Annotated in this window: 16 protein-coding genes; 9 read left to right on the forward strand and 7 right to left on the reverse strand. The window is 65.1% G+C overall.

What is annotated here, in order from left to right; translation table 11 throughout:
• The first annotated feature begins 83 nt into the window (after window positions 1-83).
• From osmF to C8E00_RS13730, 4 genes are read left to right on the forward strand one after another with little or no spacing between them, the layout of a single operon-like run.
• Window positions 84-1,016, forward strand: coding sequence for a glycine betaine ABC transporter substrate-binding protein OsmF (gene osmF / locus C8E00_RS13715; protein ID WP_133698091.1), 933 nt, complete (start codon window positions 84-86; stop codon window positions 1,014-1,016).
• 8 nt (window positions 1,017-1,024) lie between these two features.
• Entirely contained in the window at window positions 1,025-2,236 is a 1,212-nt protein-coding gene (locus C8E00_RS13720) for an ABC transporter permease (protein ID WP_133698092.1), read from the forward strand.
• Between the two features lie 9 nt (window positions 2,237-2,245).
• Entirely contained in the window at window positions 2,246-3,295 is a 1,050-nt protein-coding gene (locus C8E00_RS13725) for an ABC transporter ATP-binding protein (protein ID WP_133698093.1), read from the forward strand.
• On the forward strand, window positions 3,292-4,062 hold the full coding sequence (locus C8E00_RS13730; protein ID WP_243833201.1) for an ABC transporter permease: 771 nt from the start codon (window positions 3,292-3,294) through the stop codon (window positions 4,060-4,062). The genes C8E00_RS13725 and C8E00_RS13730 overlap by 4 nt, the downstream gene beginning before the upstream one ends.
• 83 nt (window positions 4,063-4,145) lie before the next feature.
• On the opposite strand, the gene C8E00_RS13735 is transcribed toward C8E00_RS13730, so the two are convergent.
• A complete protein-coding gene (locus tag C8E00_RS13735) occupies window positions 4,146-4,277 on the reverse strand; it encodes an entericidin A/B family lipoprotein (RefSeq protein WP_133698094.1) in 132 nt (43 codons plus the stop codon).
• A gap of 142 nt (window positions 4,278-4,419) precedes the next feature.
• Entirely contained in the window at window positions 4,420-4,548 is a 129-nt protein-coding gene (locus tag C8E00_RS13740) for an entericidin A/B family lipoprotein (RefSeq protein WP_133698095.1), read from the reverse strand.
• Between the two features lie 107 nt (window positions 4,549-4,655).
• Between C8E00_RS13740 and C8E00_RS13745 the strand changes: the two genes are divergently transcribed.
• On the forward strand, window positions 4,656-5,072 hold the full coding sequence (locus C8E00_RS13745) for an HIT domain-containing protein (protein WP_133698096.1): 417 nt from the start codon (window positions 4,656-4,658) through the stop codon (window positions 5,070-5,072).
• 38 nt (window positions 5,073-5,110) lie between these two features.
• On the opposite strand, the gene C8E00_RS13750 is transcribed toward C8E00_RS13745, so the two are convergent.
• Together C8E00_RS13750 and C8E00_RS13755 are read right to left on the reverse strand one after the other, a co-directional pair.
• Entirely contained in the window at window positions 5,111-5,482 is a 372-nt protein-coding gene (locus C8E00_RS13750; RefSeq protein WP_133698097.1) for a hypothetical protein, read from the reverse strand.
• Window positions 5,479-6,024: a hypothetical protein gene (locus tag C8E00_RS13755; protein ID WP_133698098.1), complete on the reverse strand. Its 546-nt coding sequence runs from the start codon at window positions 6,022-6,024 to the stop codon at window positions 5,479-5,481. Before C8E00_RS13755 ends, C8E00_RS13750 begins: the two co-directional genes overlap by 4 nt.
• Window positions 6,025-6,202: 178 nt before the next feature.
• On the opposite strand from C8E00_RS13755, the gene C8E00_RS13760 reads away from it, so the two are divergent.
• Both C8E00_RS13760 and C8E00_RS13765 read left to right on the forward strand, forming a co-directional pair.
• A complete protein-coding gene (locus C8E00_RS13760) occupies window positions 6,203-7,351 on the forward strand; it encodes a glycerate kinase (protein WP_133698099.1) in 1,149 nt (382 codons plus the stop codon).
• 190 nt (window positions 7,352-7,541) lie between these two features.
• Entirely contained in the window at window positions 7,542-8,015 is a 474-nt protein-coding gene (locus tag C8E00_RS13765; RefSeq protein ID WP_133698100.1) for a Dps family protein, read from the forward strand.
• A gap of 56 nt (window positions 8,016-8,071) precedes the next feature.
• Here C8E00_RS13765 and C8E00_RS13770 read toward each other — a convergent pair whose 3' ends face one another.
• Window positions 8,072-9,553, reverse strand: coding sequence for a DNA recombination protein RmuC (locus tag C8E00_RS13770; RefSeq protein ID WP_133698101.1), 1,482 nt, complete (start codon window positions 9,551-9,553; stop codon window positions 8,072-8,074).
• A gap of 230 nt (window positions 9,554-9,783) precedes the next feature.
• Between C8E00_RS13770 and C8E00_RS13775 the strand changes: the two genes are divergently transcribed.
• The gene (locus tag C8E00_RS13775; protein WP_133698102.1) at window positions 9,784-10,347 is read left to right on the forward strand and encodes a type 1 glutamine amidotransferase domain-containing protein; all 564 of its coding nucleotides are present in this window, start codon (window positions 9,784-9,786) and stop codon (window positions 10,345-10,347) included.
• 92 nt (window positions 10,348-10,439) lie between these two features.
• Window positions 10,440-11,534 carry an App1 family protein gene (locus C8E00_RS13780; RefSeq protein WP_243833202.1) on the forward strand — a complete coding sequence of 365 codons (1,095 nt, stop codon included), beginning with the start codon at window positions 10,440-10,442 and terminating at the stop codon, window positions 11,532-11,534.
• A 1-nt stretch (window position 11,535) separates the two neighbouring features.
• On the opposite strand, the gene C8E00_RS13785 is transcribed toward C8E00_RS13780, so the two are convergent.
• Window positions 11,536-12,999 (reverse strand): aminoacyl-histidine dipeptidase, encoded by a 1,464-nt coding sequence (locus C8E00_RS13785; protein ID WP_133698104.1) that lies wholly within the window; start codon window positions 12,997-12,999, stop codon window positions 11,536-11,538.
• A gap of 149 nt (window positions 13,000-13,148) precedes the next feature.
• Window positions 13,149-15,371 (reverse strand): tRNA(Met) cytidine acetyltransferase TmcA, encoded by a 2,223-nt coding sequence (locus tag C8E00_RS13790; RefSeq protein WP_133698105.1) that lies wholly within the window; start codon window positions 15,369-15,371, stop codon window positions 13,149-13,151.
• Between the last annotated feature and the right edge of the window lie 56 nt (window positions 15,372-15,427).

Consider the following 15,427-nt stretch of genomic DNA (forward strand, 5'->3'; position numbering starts at 1 on the left):
CCCTCTCGCGGCGCAGGCCGAGGATGCTAGACTCAAGGCTGCAAGCGTCGCGACGCCCGTCATTGCCAAGGAGCCAGGTCATCATGCAAGGAATCTTCAAGCACTTCGCCACCGCCGCACTCGGTCTCGCCGCCGGGGCTGCGCTATCATTGACACCGGCCCTCGCCGCCGACCCGGTGCGTGTCTCGTCGAAGATAGACACCGAAGGTGCCTTGCTCGGCAACATGATGGCGCAACTCTTGGAGAACGCTGATATTCCCGTGGAAGAAAACCTCCAACTGGGACCGACCAATATCGTGCGCACGGCCTTGCTCCAGGATGAAATCGACGTGTATCCCGAGTACACCGGCAACGGCGCCTTTTTCACCCAGACCGCCGACGACCCGGCCTGGAAAAAAGCCGACAAGGCCTATGCGAAGATTCGCGCCTACGACAAGCAACACAATGATCTCGTCTGGCTTGAACCGGCCCCCGCCAACAACACCTGGGCCATTGCCCTGCGCCGCGATATCGCCGAGAAGCACGACCTTTCCACCATGGCGGATTTTGCCGCCTGGGTACGTAACGGCGGCGAGGTGAAACTGGCCGGTTCCGCCGAGTTCGTGGAAAGCGATGCGGCCCTGCCCAGCTTCCAGCGCGCTTATGATTTCAAACTCGACCAGAATCAGTTGCTGGTGCTCTCCGGCGGTAATACCGCGGCCACCATCCGTGCGGCGGCCAGGGGCACGAGTGGCACCAACGCCGCCATGGTCTATGGCACCGACGGCGCCATCGCCGCTGCCGGACTCAAGGTGATGGATGATCCTCGGGGCGTCCAAATGGTCTATCAGCCAGCACCGGTCATTCGTCAGGCAACACTCGAGACGTATCCCCGCATACCCGAGATACTCGCTCCGGCCTTCAAGGGCCTCGATCGCGAAACGCTGCAACGCCTGAATCGGCGCATCCAGGTCGACGGAGAACCCGCCAGCGATGTCGTCCGGGACTACCTGGAATCACGTGATCTGCTCGACTGACGGTGCCCGTGTCCGCTTTTCGCCTCCCTACATCTAGCACGAGCGACGCACGCCTGATCGCCAACCGCGTCCTCATCACGTTGCTTTGCGCGGGATGGTTGTCGGCCTGGCTACTGTCGTTCGCTACGCTATCGCCCAACCGCCTGGCCGCGGGGCAGGCCGTCATGTTGCGCGATGCCGCGTCGGAATGGCAGTTCGCCGTCATGCTCGTTCTCACGGGCCTGCTGACCGTGGCGGCCTTCAAGCGTCCCCTGCCACGCGCCCTCGCACACGCTGTGGTGTTGCTGGCCAGCCTGGGACTGTTGCTCGTGACGCTGTACAGCCTGGGCGACTATGCACAACGCGCGCTTGCCGATACGTCATCCGCGGCGCGCATCTCGCAGGGCGCCGCCTTCTGGGTGATCGTGTTCTGCTGCGCACTGGCGGCCATCGATACCTTTCAGCGCACCGCCAGCGGCTGGCTACTGCGTCTTGGCTACATGCTGATCGCGGGGGGAAGCGTGGCGATGTTGTTCGCCAGCGGTCATTTCCACGATCTGTCGATCATGCGCGAATACGCCAACATCCGCGACGATTTCGCAGACCAATTGATCACCCACTTGGTACTGGTGGGCGCCGCACTGGGGCCGGCACTGCTCATCGGCATTCCGTTGGGATTGCTGGCCCACCGGCACATGCGCCTGCGGGGCGCGCTGTTCAGCGTGCTCAACTTCTTCCAGACGATCCCCTCGATCGCCTTGTTCGCGCTGCTCATCGCACCGTTGTCGGCACTCGGCAACGCCTTCCCACTGCTCGGCGAATGGGGCATCAAGGGCATCGGTGCCGCACCGGCGATCATCGCGCTGGTGATGTACGCGCTGTTGCCCGTGGTGCGCAATACCTACGCCGGCCTCAAGGGCGTTCCCCCTGCCACCGTGGAAGCCGCACGCGGCATGGGCATGACCGCACGCCAAGTTCTCTGGCGCGTGGAAATCCCTTTGGCGCTGCCGGTCATGCTCTCGGGACTGCGCATCGTCACCGTTCAAGCCATCGGCCTGACCGTCGTGGCGGCGTTGATCGGCGCCGGCGGCCTGGGGGCTTTCATCTTTCAGGGACTCGGCCAATACGCCATTGATCTGGTCTTGCTCGGCGCGATCCCGACCATCGTGCTGGCGGTGATCGCCGATTTCACGTTGCAAATGCTGGTCGTGCTGAGCAAGCCGGCCGGTACCCGCCGATAGGTAACATCGATGATCGAACTGCAGGGATTGACCAAGTGCTATGGAGACACGCGTGTCGTCGACGATATCTCCCTCACCGTGGAGCAAGGCGAGTTCTGTGTGCTCATCGGCCCCTCGGGCTGCGGCAAATCGACCACGCTGAAGATGATCAATCGCCTGATCGCACACAGCGGTGGGAAAGTCCTGGTGGGCGGCGACGATGTCACCACTCTGCCACCGGAACGTCTGCGCCGCCGTATCGGCTATGCCATTCAGTCGATCGGGTTGTTTCCACACTGGCGCGTCGCGGACAACATCGCCACCGTGCCCAGGCTGCTCAAGTGGCCAGCGTCGCGCATCGCCGAGCGCGTCGACGAATTGCTGGCCTTGTTCCAGCTCGACACTGACGGGCTGCACGATAAGTATCCGCATCAACTCTCGGGTGGCCAAGCCCAGCGCGTCGGGGTCGCCCGTGCATTGGCCGCCGACCCCGATGTCTTGTTGATGGATGAGCCCTTCGGCGCCGTCGATCCGCTGACGCGTGACGCGCTGCAGGTCGAGTTGTCACGCGTGCATCGCCAGACCGGCAAGACCATCGTCTTCGTCACCCACGACATGGACGAGGCCTTGCGCCTGGCCTCCCGCGTGGCATTGCTCAACGGTGGCCAGTTGGTGCAATACGACCGCCCGGCAGAGCTTCTCGTCGCTCCCGCCAACGACTTCGTGCGCGACTTCATCGGGCGTGCCGATCTGGGCCTCAAACTGCTCTCGCGGCGCCGGGTCGAAGAGTATTCACGAGCGGCCCAGCGCACGCGCAACAACGCCCTCGCCAGCGCATCGATCACCTGGCAGGTGGACGCCGATGACCGGCCCATGGCGCTGCTGGGCGGCCGCCTGGGCGAACCCGATACGGCGCGCACGGTGGTCACGCCCGAATGGACCGCCACGCCGGACATGTCGATGAAGGAAGCCTTGTCGCGCATGGTGTGGTTCCGTGTGACGGCCTTGCCGGTACTCGATAGCGAAGGTCGCCTGCTGGGCGAGGTGACAATGTCGGGTGTCATGGGGCATCGCCCATGAGCATCGGCGCACTGACACATCCGCCCTCCTCGCGCCGATTCCTGCTGATCGCGCACAGCGCCTTGCTGATCGCACTGGTGCTGGGCATGGAACAGTTGGCGCCGATGTTTCGGGCGCTTTTTCCCGACCAGGACCCCGCGATGTATCAGCGCGAGAGCTTTCTCAACCTGACGCTCGCCCACCTTGCCCTGGTGCTGTTGTCGTCGCTGATCTCGGTCAGTGTCGGCGTGGCGGCGGGGTTGTTCGTCACACGCCCGGCAGGCCGTGAGTTCGAGCCCTTGGTGTCGACATTGGCCGCGATCGGTCAGACCTTTCCGCCGGCGGCGGTGCTGGCGATCGTCGTCCCGATCGCCGGTTTCGGCTTCGTGCCCACGCTGGTGGCGTTGGTGCTCTATGGCCTCTTGCCCGTTGTACAGAACACCGTCGCGGGACTCGGTACGGTCCCCTCGCAGACGCTCGAGGCCGCCCGCGGCAATGGCATGAGCACCTGGCAGATCCTGTGGCACATCGAACTCCCCCTGGCGATGCGCGTCATCATCGCCGGCGTGCGCGTTTCGGTGATCATCAATATCGGCACGGCAACCATCGGCTCTACGGTGGGTGCCACGACCTTGGGAACGCCCATCATCGCCGGCCTGGTCGGCAACAATCTGCCTTACGTGATTCAAGGCGCGATACTGGTGGGACTTCTGGCCATCGTCACCGACCTGGCGTTCGAGCGCCTGGAGCGACGTTTTTCGTTCGGCGAAGAAGGCAATGCCGCGTGACGAGGTCTTCACACGTACGGCAGGACGTCATGCGGGGGAAAAAGGAGAGCGACCCGCCGCCCGTGGGGCGGCGGTAGCAAGCGTCAATCGACGGCTTCTTGCACTTCTTCACCACCTTCTTCGATATCCTCACCGACCCCTTCCAGGGTATTGCAGCCGGAAATTGCACCGGCGGTGAACATCAGCAGCAGGGAAAATGCCAGTATCCGTTTCATTATCGTGTCTCCTTCACGTTTATCGAGCGGACAATATTCCGCCGTTCCATACCCGCCAATACGGGGCATCCCAAAACCATTCAGGTGGCATCGTCAACGTACCAGAGCCGATACTGCCATGCACTCATCACACGGCAACGCTTCAGGATGCCGCTTCCTGAACCGCTTCGCCGCCGCGTTCGATATCCTCTCCCGCGCCTTGAATGGTATTACAGCCACTCAGTGCCATCAGCAACAGCAAACCCAAGATCGCAACCGTTGTACGCTTCATGCTTTTCTCCCGGAATAATCCTGACCTAGCGGAAACACGGTACTCTGCCGTGTCACCTCACGTTAGCATAGCCCGCATACTTCATGACGATTTTCAGGAGCGTTTGCATGACCGACTTTTCGCTGCACCCCCGTCTGGCGGCGGATTCGCATCATGTCGTCGACCTGCCGTTGTGTCAGGTACGTCTGAACGACGATAGGCGCTTCCCCTGGCTGGTGCTGATCCCCCGCCGCGCCGAGATCCGCGAAGTCTACGAACTCGGCGCCGACGACCAGGCGACGATGTGGCAGGAAGCCACCGAGGCGGGACGTCGCTTGATGGCCCACCATGAAGGCGACAAGCTCAATCTGGCCACGCTCGGCAACCAGGTCGCGCAGTTGCACCTGCATGTCATCGTCCGCCATGCGGACGACGCGGCCTGGCCGGGACCGGTGTGGGGGCAAGGCACGCCGCAGCCGTATGACGACGCGACGCTGGACACCCACCTGACAGCACTGCGCGACCTGCTGGCATCATCCGAGTGATACACACGTAAACGCACAGGGCCGTTTTCGTACAAAGGCTAGGGTAGTTCACCGAGCCGCTCCTGCACATCAATCAGCAGCGCGTCGAACACATAGGGCGGCACCGGCTGGCCACCACGCTGCCCCGACAGCGTGATGCGCGTGCCCTGCTCGGTCGCTTCCAGCCGGTAGCGCACCGCAAGCGTGGGGCGCACGGCCAGCGCGGCCTCGACATCACCGAGATCGGCATCGGCGCGACGAATCACGAAGCCGCGCGCCGTGAGCATCGCCACCCCCGCGTCCAACGCGGTCGCCGGTGCGGCCTCCACGACCAATGACCGCGTCTGCGGCGGTGCCGATGTAGTCGCGCACCCTACCGGGCTCAGCACCATGCACGTTGCCACGAGCCATCCCCACAGCCGTCGCCTCATGAGGTACTCTCCTCGCGCATGCGTGCGTCGATATCATCGTGTAAAGCGGCGCAGAACGCCGCGCTGTTGTCCGGACGCGCATCGATCAAGTAACCATCGGCATCGACCACGCGTGAATCGCGCGTCACCCGCACGACGCCCTCGGCGGCGACCGCCGAGACCCGCAGCAGACGCACCGGGTCGCCGCCGAAGCGCTGGAAATACCCCAGCGAATAGCCCTGTCGACCGCCCAGGCCATAGCGTCCCCAAAAGCCACTGCGCCCCCAGAAAGAACGGTCCACGGCGCCCAGACCCGGCTGTGCCACACTGCGCTCGGCACTCACCAGCCCCAGCGCGACTTCGGTCTGAACAATACGATACCCGCGGGCCTCTAGCGCATTGGCCGTGGCCCTCACCCGTGCCTTGGCGTCGCCCTCGGCCGACCAGTGGCATGCCTCGGGCAACGGCGAGCCGACATCGCGCCCCAAGGGGTCATACGAGGCCAGGCCCTGGCAACCGCCCAGCCCACATGCCAACACCACCAGCAAAAGCGGTTTCATCATCGCCTTCTCGCCTCATCGTTAGCGCCGCACGAGCACCTCGTTGTGAGCGTAGTCAAACGCGACGGTTCCGTCAGTGTGGCATGCTGGGCGGCTCCCGTCCGACGCCAGCATGCGTTAGGCTGGCAACTCGACCACGATGTCTCCGCCTTCGGGCCGGGATCATGCAAGAGGCTCGCCCATGAAGATCATCATCGCCCCGGATAGCTACAAGGATGCCCTCTCGGCCCGCGACGCCGCCGCCGCCATTGCCGCCGGCTGCGCCCGTGTCTTACCCCGCGACCGTCTGGTGGAATGCCCCATGGGCGACGGCGGTGAAGGCACCCTGGATGCCTTGCTGGCCGCGACCGGTGCCGAACGCCGCATTACCGAGGTCCACGATGCCCTGGGGCGGCCTATCAACGCCAGTTGGGGGTGGCACGCCGCGAGTGCCACGGCCTATGTCGAACTCGCCGAAGCCAGCGGCTTGCAAGGGCTCGCCGATACCGAGCGCACCGCATTGCACAGCACCACCCTCGGCGTCGGCGAGTTGATTCGTGACGCGCTCGATGCCGGCGCCAAACGCTTGATCCTCACCCTGGGCGGCAGCGCCACCAACGATGCCGGCGCGGGAATGCTCGCGGCGCTGGGCGCCCGCCTGCTCGATACCGAGGGCCGCCCGCTGCCGCCCGGCGGCGCGGCATTGGCGCAACTGGCCGAACTCGACCTGAGCGGCCTGGACCCGCGCCTAGCGACGCTCACCGTGGACACCGCCGTGGACGTCGACAACCCTTTGCTCGGCGAGCGCGGGGCCAGCGCCATCTTCGGCCCCCAGAAAGGCGCCACGTCGGCGGATGTCACTCGGCTCGACGCGGCCCTCGCGCATTTCGCCGATCATATCGCCAGCGCGCTCGGCCACGACCACCGCACGCTACCAGGCGCAGGCGCGGCCGGCGGCATGGGGTTCGCGGCCGCCGCTTTTCTAGGGGCGCGACTGCAGCCCGGCATCGAGCTGGTCATGGCTCAGGTCGACTTCGACCGTCTGCTGGAAGATGCCGACCTGGTGATCACCGGCGAAGGCCAGTTGGATGGCCAAAGCCTTGCCGGCAAGACGCCGGTGGGCATCGCTCGGCGTGCGCGACGACACGGCGTGCCCACGCTCGCTCTCGCCGGGCGTCTTGGCGCTGGCTGGCAGGCCGTTCACGACGAAGGCATCGAGGCTGCCTTTGCGCTCGCCGATGGTCCCCTGACACTACCACAGGCCCTGGAGCGCACCCCCGAGCTGCTCGCCGACCGTGCCGAGAGTCTCCTGCGTGTGTGGCGACTCGCCGCCCGACAGACGCCGCGCTAATCGCGGAGCACGGACATGATGTCGCTCCCCCTTGAAAAACCACCGCGTCATGGGCATTTAATACGCAGACGCTATATCGTCGATGGGAAAGATTCGTTACCCAATCTCTGGGTGACCCTCTAGACTGGGCCCACTGACGATTTTGACCACTGACGACGTTCAGTCCATCGCTTTACGAGGGAGTGCTTTCATGTCCGACATCAATGCCATCGGCTTGCATACCAGCAGCGCCAACCAACTGGCCGAGAAGCTCAACGAGCTGCTGGCCAATTACCAGATCTTCTACATGAACACGCGCGGCTACCACTGGAACGTGAAAGGCCCGCATTTCTTCGAACTGCACACCAAGTTCGAGGAAATCTACACCGACCTGCTGGCCAAGGTCGATGAAGTCGCCGAGCGCATTCTCACGCTAGGCCATGAGCCGCTGCATGCCTACAGCGACTACGCCAAGCTGTCGCGCATTCAGGAAGATACCCACGTGCATGAAGGCACCGACTGCGTGCGCGGCCTGGTACAGGGTTATCAGGCATTGCTCGAATTGCAGCGCGAGCTCAACTCCATGGCCGCCGATGCCGACGACGAAGGCACCGCTTCGCAGATGAGCGACTATATCCGCGAGCAGGAAAAGACCGTGTGGATGCTCAGCGCTTACCTGGGCTGATTCCCACCAGGCCATGCCATCGATCGTACCGCCCGGCCCTGTGCCGGGCGGTGTCGTCAGGGCTCCCCGCGCGTCTCGTCGCCGGGAGCGGTCCCGGCGACATCGGGCTCGTCGTCCACCCTCTCGTCCCACTCTTCAACATCCACCTGCTCGGTCAGATGCGTCGGCAGGTCACGCTTCATGCGCACGCCCAGGCGCTTGAGCATCAGCGCCTGACTGACCAGGCTCCCCTGCCCCGTTGAAAGCCGCCCCATCGCCTGGCGATAGCTTCCGTCGGCGCGCCCCAGATGGCGACCGACGTCCTCGAGGCTATCCACGAAGCCACGAAACTTGTCGAGCAGCTTGCCCGCTCGCTCGGCAATGACGCGGGCGTTATCGTTCTGGCGCTCCAGTGTCCATAGGCTGGTCACGGTCCTCAGGCTCGCCAAGAGCGTGGTCGGCGTGACCACCACGATGTCACGCGAGAAGGCATCCTGAAAGAGCGTTTCGTCATGCTGAAAGGCGACCGCGAACGCCGGTTCGACAGGCATGAAAAGAAACACGAAGTCCGGTGAGTTGAGCCCCGACAAGCGCGGGTAGTCGCGTCCTGAGAGCGCGTCGATATGCGCGCGCACCGCCTGGACATGTGCCTTCAATGCCTCCGTGCGCGTGGCGTCGTCCTCGGCGTTGACGTAGCGCACGTAAGCGTTGAGCGAGACCTTGGCATCGACGATCAGATGGCGGTTGTCGGGCAGGTAGATGACCGCGTCGGGACGCTGGCGACCCGCCTCGCCTTCCATCGAGACTTCACGCTTGTATTCGATGTCGCGGCGCAGCCCCGAGCGCTCCAGCACCGATTCGAGCATCACCTCACCCCAATCGCCCTGCATCTTCTTGTCGCCCTTGAGCGCCCGTGTCAGATTGGCGGCTTCCTCGGTGATCTGGCGATTCAGCGTGGACAGCTGCTCGATCTGCGTCTTGAGGGACGAGCGCTCACGCAGCGATTGGCCATGAATTTCCTCCAGCCGCGCCCGGAAATCGCCGACCTGCTCGCGAAACGGTGTCAGCATGGCCTCGAGATTCTCGCGGCTCTGAGTATTGAACGTTCGCTGCCGTTCCTCGAAGATTCGCCCCGCCAGTGCCTCGAAGTCCTGGGTGAGCCGCGTCCGCGCCTCCTCGAGCAGCGCGAGTTTCTCGGCATGGTGGGAGCGCTCCTGTTCGAGCTGCGTTTCCAGGCGACCGTGACGCTCGCGCAGCGCCGCAAGCTGTTCCTGACGCGCGTCGAGATCGCGCTCGCGCTGCTCCAGCAGGCGCCGGGTCTCGAGGCCCTGCTCGCGCACGGCGTCCAGTTGGGCATCGCTCTGGGCCAGCTCACGCTCCAGCCGGGTGCGTGTCTCTTCGGCCTCGGCATGGTGCCGCTGGGCGTGCTCGACGTCGTGCTCGGCTGCCTCGCGACGCGTGCGTTCACGCCGCCATGCCACGCCCAGCATCAGCGTGGCGAGCGCCAGGAGGGCCGCAAGGGCGACGAGATAAGCGGTGGCGGGGGACATGCTGGACATGGGCGTGATACCGGCAATTGAAGACTGTCGATTGAAACGTGCGGGGAAATATCTTGCTTGAACACGCCGTGCGCGTCACCTTCCCCCACTCGGCGGTACGACGCAAGCGACCGGGGCTTGAAGTCCTGCCCCCATGACCCAAACTAACGGGTGAAGCCGCCCGAAACCGGACTAGGACCGCCCGGTGGTGGCTGCCGCCATCCATGAAGCATCACGACCAGGAGGTCACGATGAGTCAAGCACAGTCAGGTAAACGTGTCGCCATCCTCGCCACCGATGGGTTCGAGGAATCCGAACTTTCCGCGCCGCGAGCCGCTCTGAAAAGTCAGGGCGTCGAGGTGCAGGTCGTCTCTCCCGAAGGCAAGGGTATCCGTGCCTGGGCCGAAACCGACTGGGGCGACACCTACGCGGCCGACAAAGCCTTGCACGATGTCGATGTCAGCGATTATCACGCGCTGGTGCTCCCCGGCGGGCTCTTCAACCCCGATGAGTTGCGCCTCAACGAAAAAGCGCTCGCCTTCGTGCGTGGCTTCTTCGAGGCGGGCAAGCCAGTGGCGGCGATCTGTCATGCGCCGTGGATCCTGATCAACGCCGGTGTCGTCGACGGACGCAAGATGACCTCGGTCGCCTCCGTGGGACAGGACCTCAAGAATGCCGGTGCCCATTGGGTCGACGAGCCGGTCGTCGTCGACAACGGCTTGGTTACCAGCCGCACGCCCAAGGACATGGACGCCTTCAACTCCAAACTGATCGAGGAACTGGCTGAAGGTCGCCACAGCGGACAACACGCCTGATGACGCCCCACCGATCACAACCGACGTCCGCCTCGCCTGAGGCGGACGTTTTGCGTATCGCCGAGGGCGTGGGCCCGCGACGCGGCACTCGAATGCCGTCACGACGCCTGCATTTCGCCGCCAAGAGCCTGTTACGGATCTTCGCACGCCCCATGAAGTCGGACCACGGCAAAGGCGGACCGGTCGTCCATCCCTACCGTGGTTACGGTACGCATCGCGAGGTCTTCCTGATGGGGCGAGTGTTTCGTCAGGTGGGCCTGGCACGGATAATCCCCAGACGCGGGGCGCTACGCGACGCCGCAGACGTCACTCGACGCCTCGCACGGCGCGGCTTCGCCGACGCCGAGGTACGCATCCGCCTGGGCGACAACAGCGCCATCGTCACCACCGACCACGACGGCTATTTCGATGTGCGCCTGCCGCTCGACGCACCACTCGACGAGCATGTTTCCTGGCATCGCGCCGAGCTCGAGGTCATCACCGCCGATCGCGACAACGTCCTGTCGCGGGCCGATGTCTATATTCCGCCGCCGCATACCGATCTCATGGTGATCAGCGACATCGACGACACGGTGATGTATACCGGCGTCGCCGACAAGCTGCGCATGCTGTATCGCTTGTTCGTCGAGAAGGCGCATCGGCGCACCGCCTTCCCCGGCGTCGCCGAGCTTTACCAGGCGTTGCATGCGGGCACAGCGGGCGACGCACGCCGGCCGGTTCTCTACGTCTCGCGCGGCCCATGGAGCATCTACGAGGTCCTCGAGGCGTTTTTCCAGCTCAATCACATCCCCGTCGGACCGATTCTGTTCCTGCGCGAATGGGGAATTTCCTGGCGCCATCCCTGGCCGCGGCGCGCCGAGGATCACAAGTATGCCTTGATCACGCAGATGCTCACGCTGTTCGACACGCTGCCCTGCGTACTGATCGGCGACAGCGGCCAACATGATCCGGAAATCTACACACGCATCGTCAAGGAGAACCCGGATCGGGTGAAGACGATCTACATTCGCCGCGTCGACCGCAAGCCGAGCCGTGAAGCGGCCATCGACCGACTGCGCGAGGAGATCGAACACACCGACTGCGAGCTGCTGCTCAGCGATGACAGTGCCGCCATGGCCGCGCATGCGCGCGACCAGGGCTATATCTCCGAGACGGGGCTGGAAGCGGTGCGTCAAGCGTCGCGCTGAGTCACGCCGCTCGCGCCGTGGCCAAGTCTTCGATCACGGCGCGCAGCACCTGCCAGAACTCGTCCACGGACTCGAGTTCGACGCGTTCCGCCGGCGAGTGGGCGCCGCGGATCAAGGGGCCGAAGGAAATCATCTCCAGGTGGGGATACTTGCCTCCCAGGATGCCGCATTCCAGGCCGGCGTGAATGACCTTGACGTCCGGGTCGACCCCGGTCTGTTCGAGATGCAAACGGCGGAAACGCGCCAGCAGCGTGCTTTCGGGATCCGGTGTCCAGCCGGGATAGGCATTCTCGACCCGCGTCTCGGCACCGATCAGCGAGAACAACGCCCGGAAGCGGTCGGCGAGATCCCACGTGGCGCTATCGCGCAACGAGCGTACCAGGGCGCATAAATGAAAGCGCCCGGCCTCGAGCTTGACCACACCCAGGTTGTTGGAGGTTTCCACCACGCCCGGTACTTCAACGCTCATACGCTCGACACCGCATGGCGCTACATGCAGGGCCGCGATCAGCAGGCGACTGGCCGCCTCGGTGAGTGGCGCATCGGACTCGGCGGGCTCGAGGGTGAGTTGCACGTCGTCGTCGATCCCCGCCAGTTCGCTGGCAAGCTCGGCTTGGAGTTCGGCCAGCCGTTGCATGACCGCTTCTTCTTCGTCAGCGGGCAACGCAATGCTGGCGAAGGCCTCGCGCGGCAGCGCATTGCGCAGCGTCCCGCCTTGGTAGGCGACGAGGCAGGCGCCGAACGGTTCCAGGGCGCGCAGCACCCGCACCAGCAAGCGATTGGCGTTGCCTCGCCCCTTGTGAATATCGATGCCCGAGTGGCCGCCCACCAGGCCGGTCAGGGCGACACGACGCAGGATTTCGTGGTCGCCGAGTTCCCGCGTGGGCAGCCGCGCGCCGACGACCACATCGGCCCCGCCGGCACAGCCGATATACACCTGGCCGCGGTCCTCGGAGTCCAGGTTGAGCAGGTAACGCCCCTGCAGCCAATCCTCGTCGAGTTCCAGCGCGCCACGCATAGAGGCTTCTTCCTCCAGCGTGAACAATGCCTCGAGCGGGCCATGGCGCAAGGTATCGTCCTCCAGGATTGCCAAGGCGGCGGCCACGCCCATGCCGTTATCGGCCCCCAAGGTCGTCTCATGCGCATGCAGCCAGCCGTCTTCGACATAGGTGTCGAGCGCATCACGAGTGAAATCATGTGGGTGATCGGCGTTGGCCTGGGCAACCATGTCCAGATGCCCCTGCAGGATGACGCCCGGAAGATCGCCGCCCCCCGGCGAGGCCGGCTTGGAAAGCTTGAGATTACCGGCGGCATCGCGTTCGTGCGCCAGCCCACGCTCGTCGGCCCAGGCGATGAGCGTGTCGACCAGGCGTTGTTCATGACCGGAAGGACGCGGCGTATTGCACAGCGTGCGGAAATGACGCCACAACGGTTCGGGAGAGAGTTTCAGAAGATGATCGTTCATGGGAAATCGTTCCTGTTGAGAGCCGCCGACATCACGCGCCACGTCTCCTGGTAACGACAAACGATCAAGGGATGACGACGCGACACGTATCGAGCGTCATGACACCTTACGCGCTGCATCGCGCAACGCAAGTCCGCCAACCGCGACACTCACCGCGTCGGTGTCAGGCGACAACGCAAGAGGCTCGCCATGCGGCGCCAGTGAGCGAGTCGGGCCTGGCGCCCCATCACGCACGTTGCCCCGACCTCACGCCCCTGAAACAACGTTGCGGCCCAAGCGTGCAGTGCTCGCGTGTCTTCGTCCTGCGTCTCGTCGGCAGTTTCCTGAGGCTGGCGGCGCCACCACGCCAGCCAGGCCCGACATAGCCAGGGTCGCGCGAGCGCCAGCTCTCCGCCTCCCTGCGCGAAGCGTTCCAGGCGCGCGCCGAGGTCGGCATACACCTCGGGCGCCGCACCTTCATACAGCAGCGCCGTGGCAACGTCGCTATCCAGATCCCTCAGCTCGAAGGCCAGCAGGCTGGGCAGCACGTACTGGAAGTCACCCGACCAGGTCGCCTGCAACGCTGCCGCCGAGCTCGTCAGTGCCCGCCCCATCATCAGGGCGTGCTCGCCGCTTGCCGCTTCGCGGGTCAAACCCAAACGCAGCGAGATAAAGCCCAAACGCCGCCAGAAGGCGATCAGCATCGCCTCGGCGCCGAAACTCACGCCCAGATGCGCGACGTCGTGCGTGCGCGCCTCAGTGGCCACGGCTTCGACCAATGCCCGCCCCACACCGCATCGCCGTGCAGCGGGATGCACGGCAATGCGCATGATGCGCCACCAGCGCGCGGCCAGCGCCGTCTGCCACCCCCCGTGGGCGGCCAACGACTGCGCCAGCAGATGACCACGCGGTCGACGCTCACCGAGCACGACGCGCTCGGCCAGATGATCGGGAAAACCGCCCTCCGCCTGCACCTGACAGACCCCGAGACAGGTATCGCCGGCATAGGCCACCGCGAGTCGCACGCCGGGGCCGTCGAGCAGTTGGCGCAAATCGCTGGGCGTGGTGCGGTAATGGGCCTGCACCAGCAGCCCGAACAACGCCACCAGAGCGTGCTCATCATGGGCCAGCGCCTCGCGGTCGAGCCAGCGAATGTGCAGCGGGGCGGCGGCCAGCGCCGCGCCGGCCGCGTCACCGTCGGCCGGCACAGCATCGAGCAGCAGCATGTCACGGGTCAGACGCTCGAGGGGATCACCGTCGGCCCAGCGTACCGGCTCGCGCAGGTGGATCTCGCGCCAATCCGGCGTCCGGCGGGACAAGCGGGCGTAGAAACGCACCTGGAAGCCACGTCCGGTGCCTTCGTACCCGTGCACGGTGGTGGCGAACGCCAGACGCGGGAAGGCATCCAGCCAGCGTGCCAACAGCGGCGTGGGAATGGCCGCTGCTTCGTCGACGAACAGCGTCGGCGGCGCGTGGCGATCCACACCCGGCTCGCCCAGAGCTGCCATGACGGCGTCCGGGGCGAGAAAGCGTACCTCGCACTCGCCCGCCTCCAGGGTGACGTTGAAACGCCCCTCGGCGCGATATCCCTGGGGATACAACGCAGCCAAGCGCTCGAACAGCGGCTCGACCGCTGCCCGACGCGGTGCGGTGACCCACAGCGTCGTCTCGCCCGCCGCCAGTCGTCGTGCGGCAGCGATACCTAGCGCGGCCGACTTGCCGCGTCCTCGATCGGCACTCAGGACCACGGGGCGCCGACGACGCAGCCGCGTCAGCCGATGCACGGCCTCTTGCTGATCATGGGTCATACAGGCGTCATCGGGACAAGCCGCTGCCGGCATGCTCGACTCGCACAGGCGCCCGGGACACGGCATCGCCTGCTCGTCAGGCCAGCGCCAGATACCGGGCTCGCGGAGCAAGCCTCTTGCCAGGCGTGTCAGGTAATGGGCACTCAGCGTCGCCGGCGCATGGGGCCAATGCGCCAGACGCGCATAGTCGGCATCCGGATGCGCCTGACCGTCGGCCCATTCCGCGGGCGTCAGCACGACCAGCAGCCCACCGGCGCACAGCGTACCGCTCAACGCGCCGAAAGCGTCTGGATCGAAGCCCGACGAGCTACCCGCGTCCATGATGATCAGGTCATGCTCGCGTCCCAGCCGGGTACGTGCCTGGCGCGGCGCAAGTGAGTCGATACCTTCTTGGGGAGCGGCTGAACCAACCCACAAGGGCGCTTGCCATGCCCGCGCCCGCCATAGGGACAGCGCACGCGTGCATGCCGCCTCGGGGGAGGCGGGTATCCAGATCACGCCACGATGTCGACGTTCACGACAGGCATCGACAAGAGCATCCAACCATGCCATGGACGACGCCCTGGCATTCGCAGCGGCATTCATGCGTCATCTCCCTGGCGGCGTCGCCCTCGGCCGCCTCTCACAGACGCTCCCCCTAC

Source organism: Chromohalobacter marismortui (assembly GCF_004364315.1).
Taxonomy (GTDB): Bacteria; Pseudomonadota; Gammaproteobacteria; order Pseudomonadales; family Halomonadaceae; genus Chromohalobacter; species Chromohalobacter marismortui.

Bases quoted from the DNA above. Each gene is read 5' to 3' on its own strand.
- osmF (WP_133698091.1), top strand. From the start codon at position 84: ATGCAAGGAATCTTCAAGCACTTCGCCACCGCCGCACTCGGTCTCGCC.
- C8E00_RS13725 (WP_133698093.1), top strand. From the start codon at position 2,246: ATGATCGAACTGCAGGGATTGACCAAGTGCTATGGAGACACGCGTGTC.
- C8E00_RS13730 (WP_243833201.1), top strand. From the start codon at position 3,292: ATGAGCATCGGCGCACTGACACATCCGCCCTCCTCGCGCCGATTCCTG.
- C8E00_RS13735 (WP_133698094.1), bottom strand. From the start codon at position 4,277: ATGAAACGGATACTGGCATTTTCCCTGCTGCTGATGTTCACCGCCGGT.
- C8E00_RS13740 (WP_133698095.1), bottom strand. From the start codon at position 4,548: ATGAAGCGTACAACGGTTGCGATCTTGGGTTTGCTGTTGCTGATGGCA.
- C8E00_RS13745 (WP_133698096.1), top strand. From the start codon at position 4,656: ATGACCGACTTTTCGCTGCACCCCCGTCTGGCGGCGGATTCGCATCAT.
- C8E00_RS13750 (WP_133698097.1), bottom strand. From the start codon at position 5,482: ATGAGGCGACGGCTGTGGGGATGGCTCGTGGCAACGTGCATGGTGCTG.
- C8E00_RS13755 (WP_133698098.1), bottom strand. From the start codon at position 6,024: ATGATGAAACCGCTTTTGCTGGTGGTGTTGGCATGTGGGCTGGGCGGT.
- C8E00_RS13760 (WP_133698099.1), top strand. From the start codon at position 6,203: ATGAAGATCATCATCGCCCCGGATAGCTACAAGGATGCCCTCTCGGCC.
- C8E00_RS13765 (WP_133698100.1), top strand. From the start codon at position 7,542: ATGTCCGACATCAATGCCATCGGCTTGCATACCAGCAGCGCCAACCAA.
- C8E00_RS13770 (WP_133698101.1), bottom strand. From the start codon at position 9,553: ATGTCCAGCATGTCCCCCGCCACCGCTTATCTCGTCGCCCTTGCGGCC.
- C8E00_RS13775 (WP_133698102.1), top strand. From the start codon at position 9,784: ATGAGTCAAGCACAGTCAGGTAAACGTGTCGCCATCCTCGCCACCGAT.
- C8E00_RS13780 (WP_243833202.1), top strand. From the start codon at position 10,440: ATGCCGTCACGACGCCTGCATTTCGCCGCCAAGAGCCTGTTACGGATC.
- C8E00_RS13785 (WP_133698104.1), bottom strand. From the start codon at position 12,999: ATGAACGATCATCTTCTGAAACTCTCTCCCGAACCGTTGTGGCGTCAT.
- C8E00_RS13790 (WP_133698105.1), bottom strand. From the start codon at position 15,371: ATGAATGCCGCTGCGAATGCCAGGGCGTCGTCCATGGCATGGTTGGAT.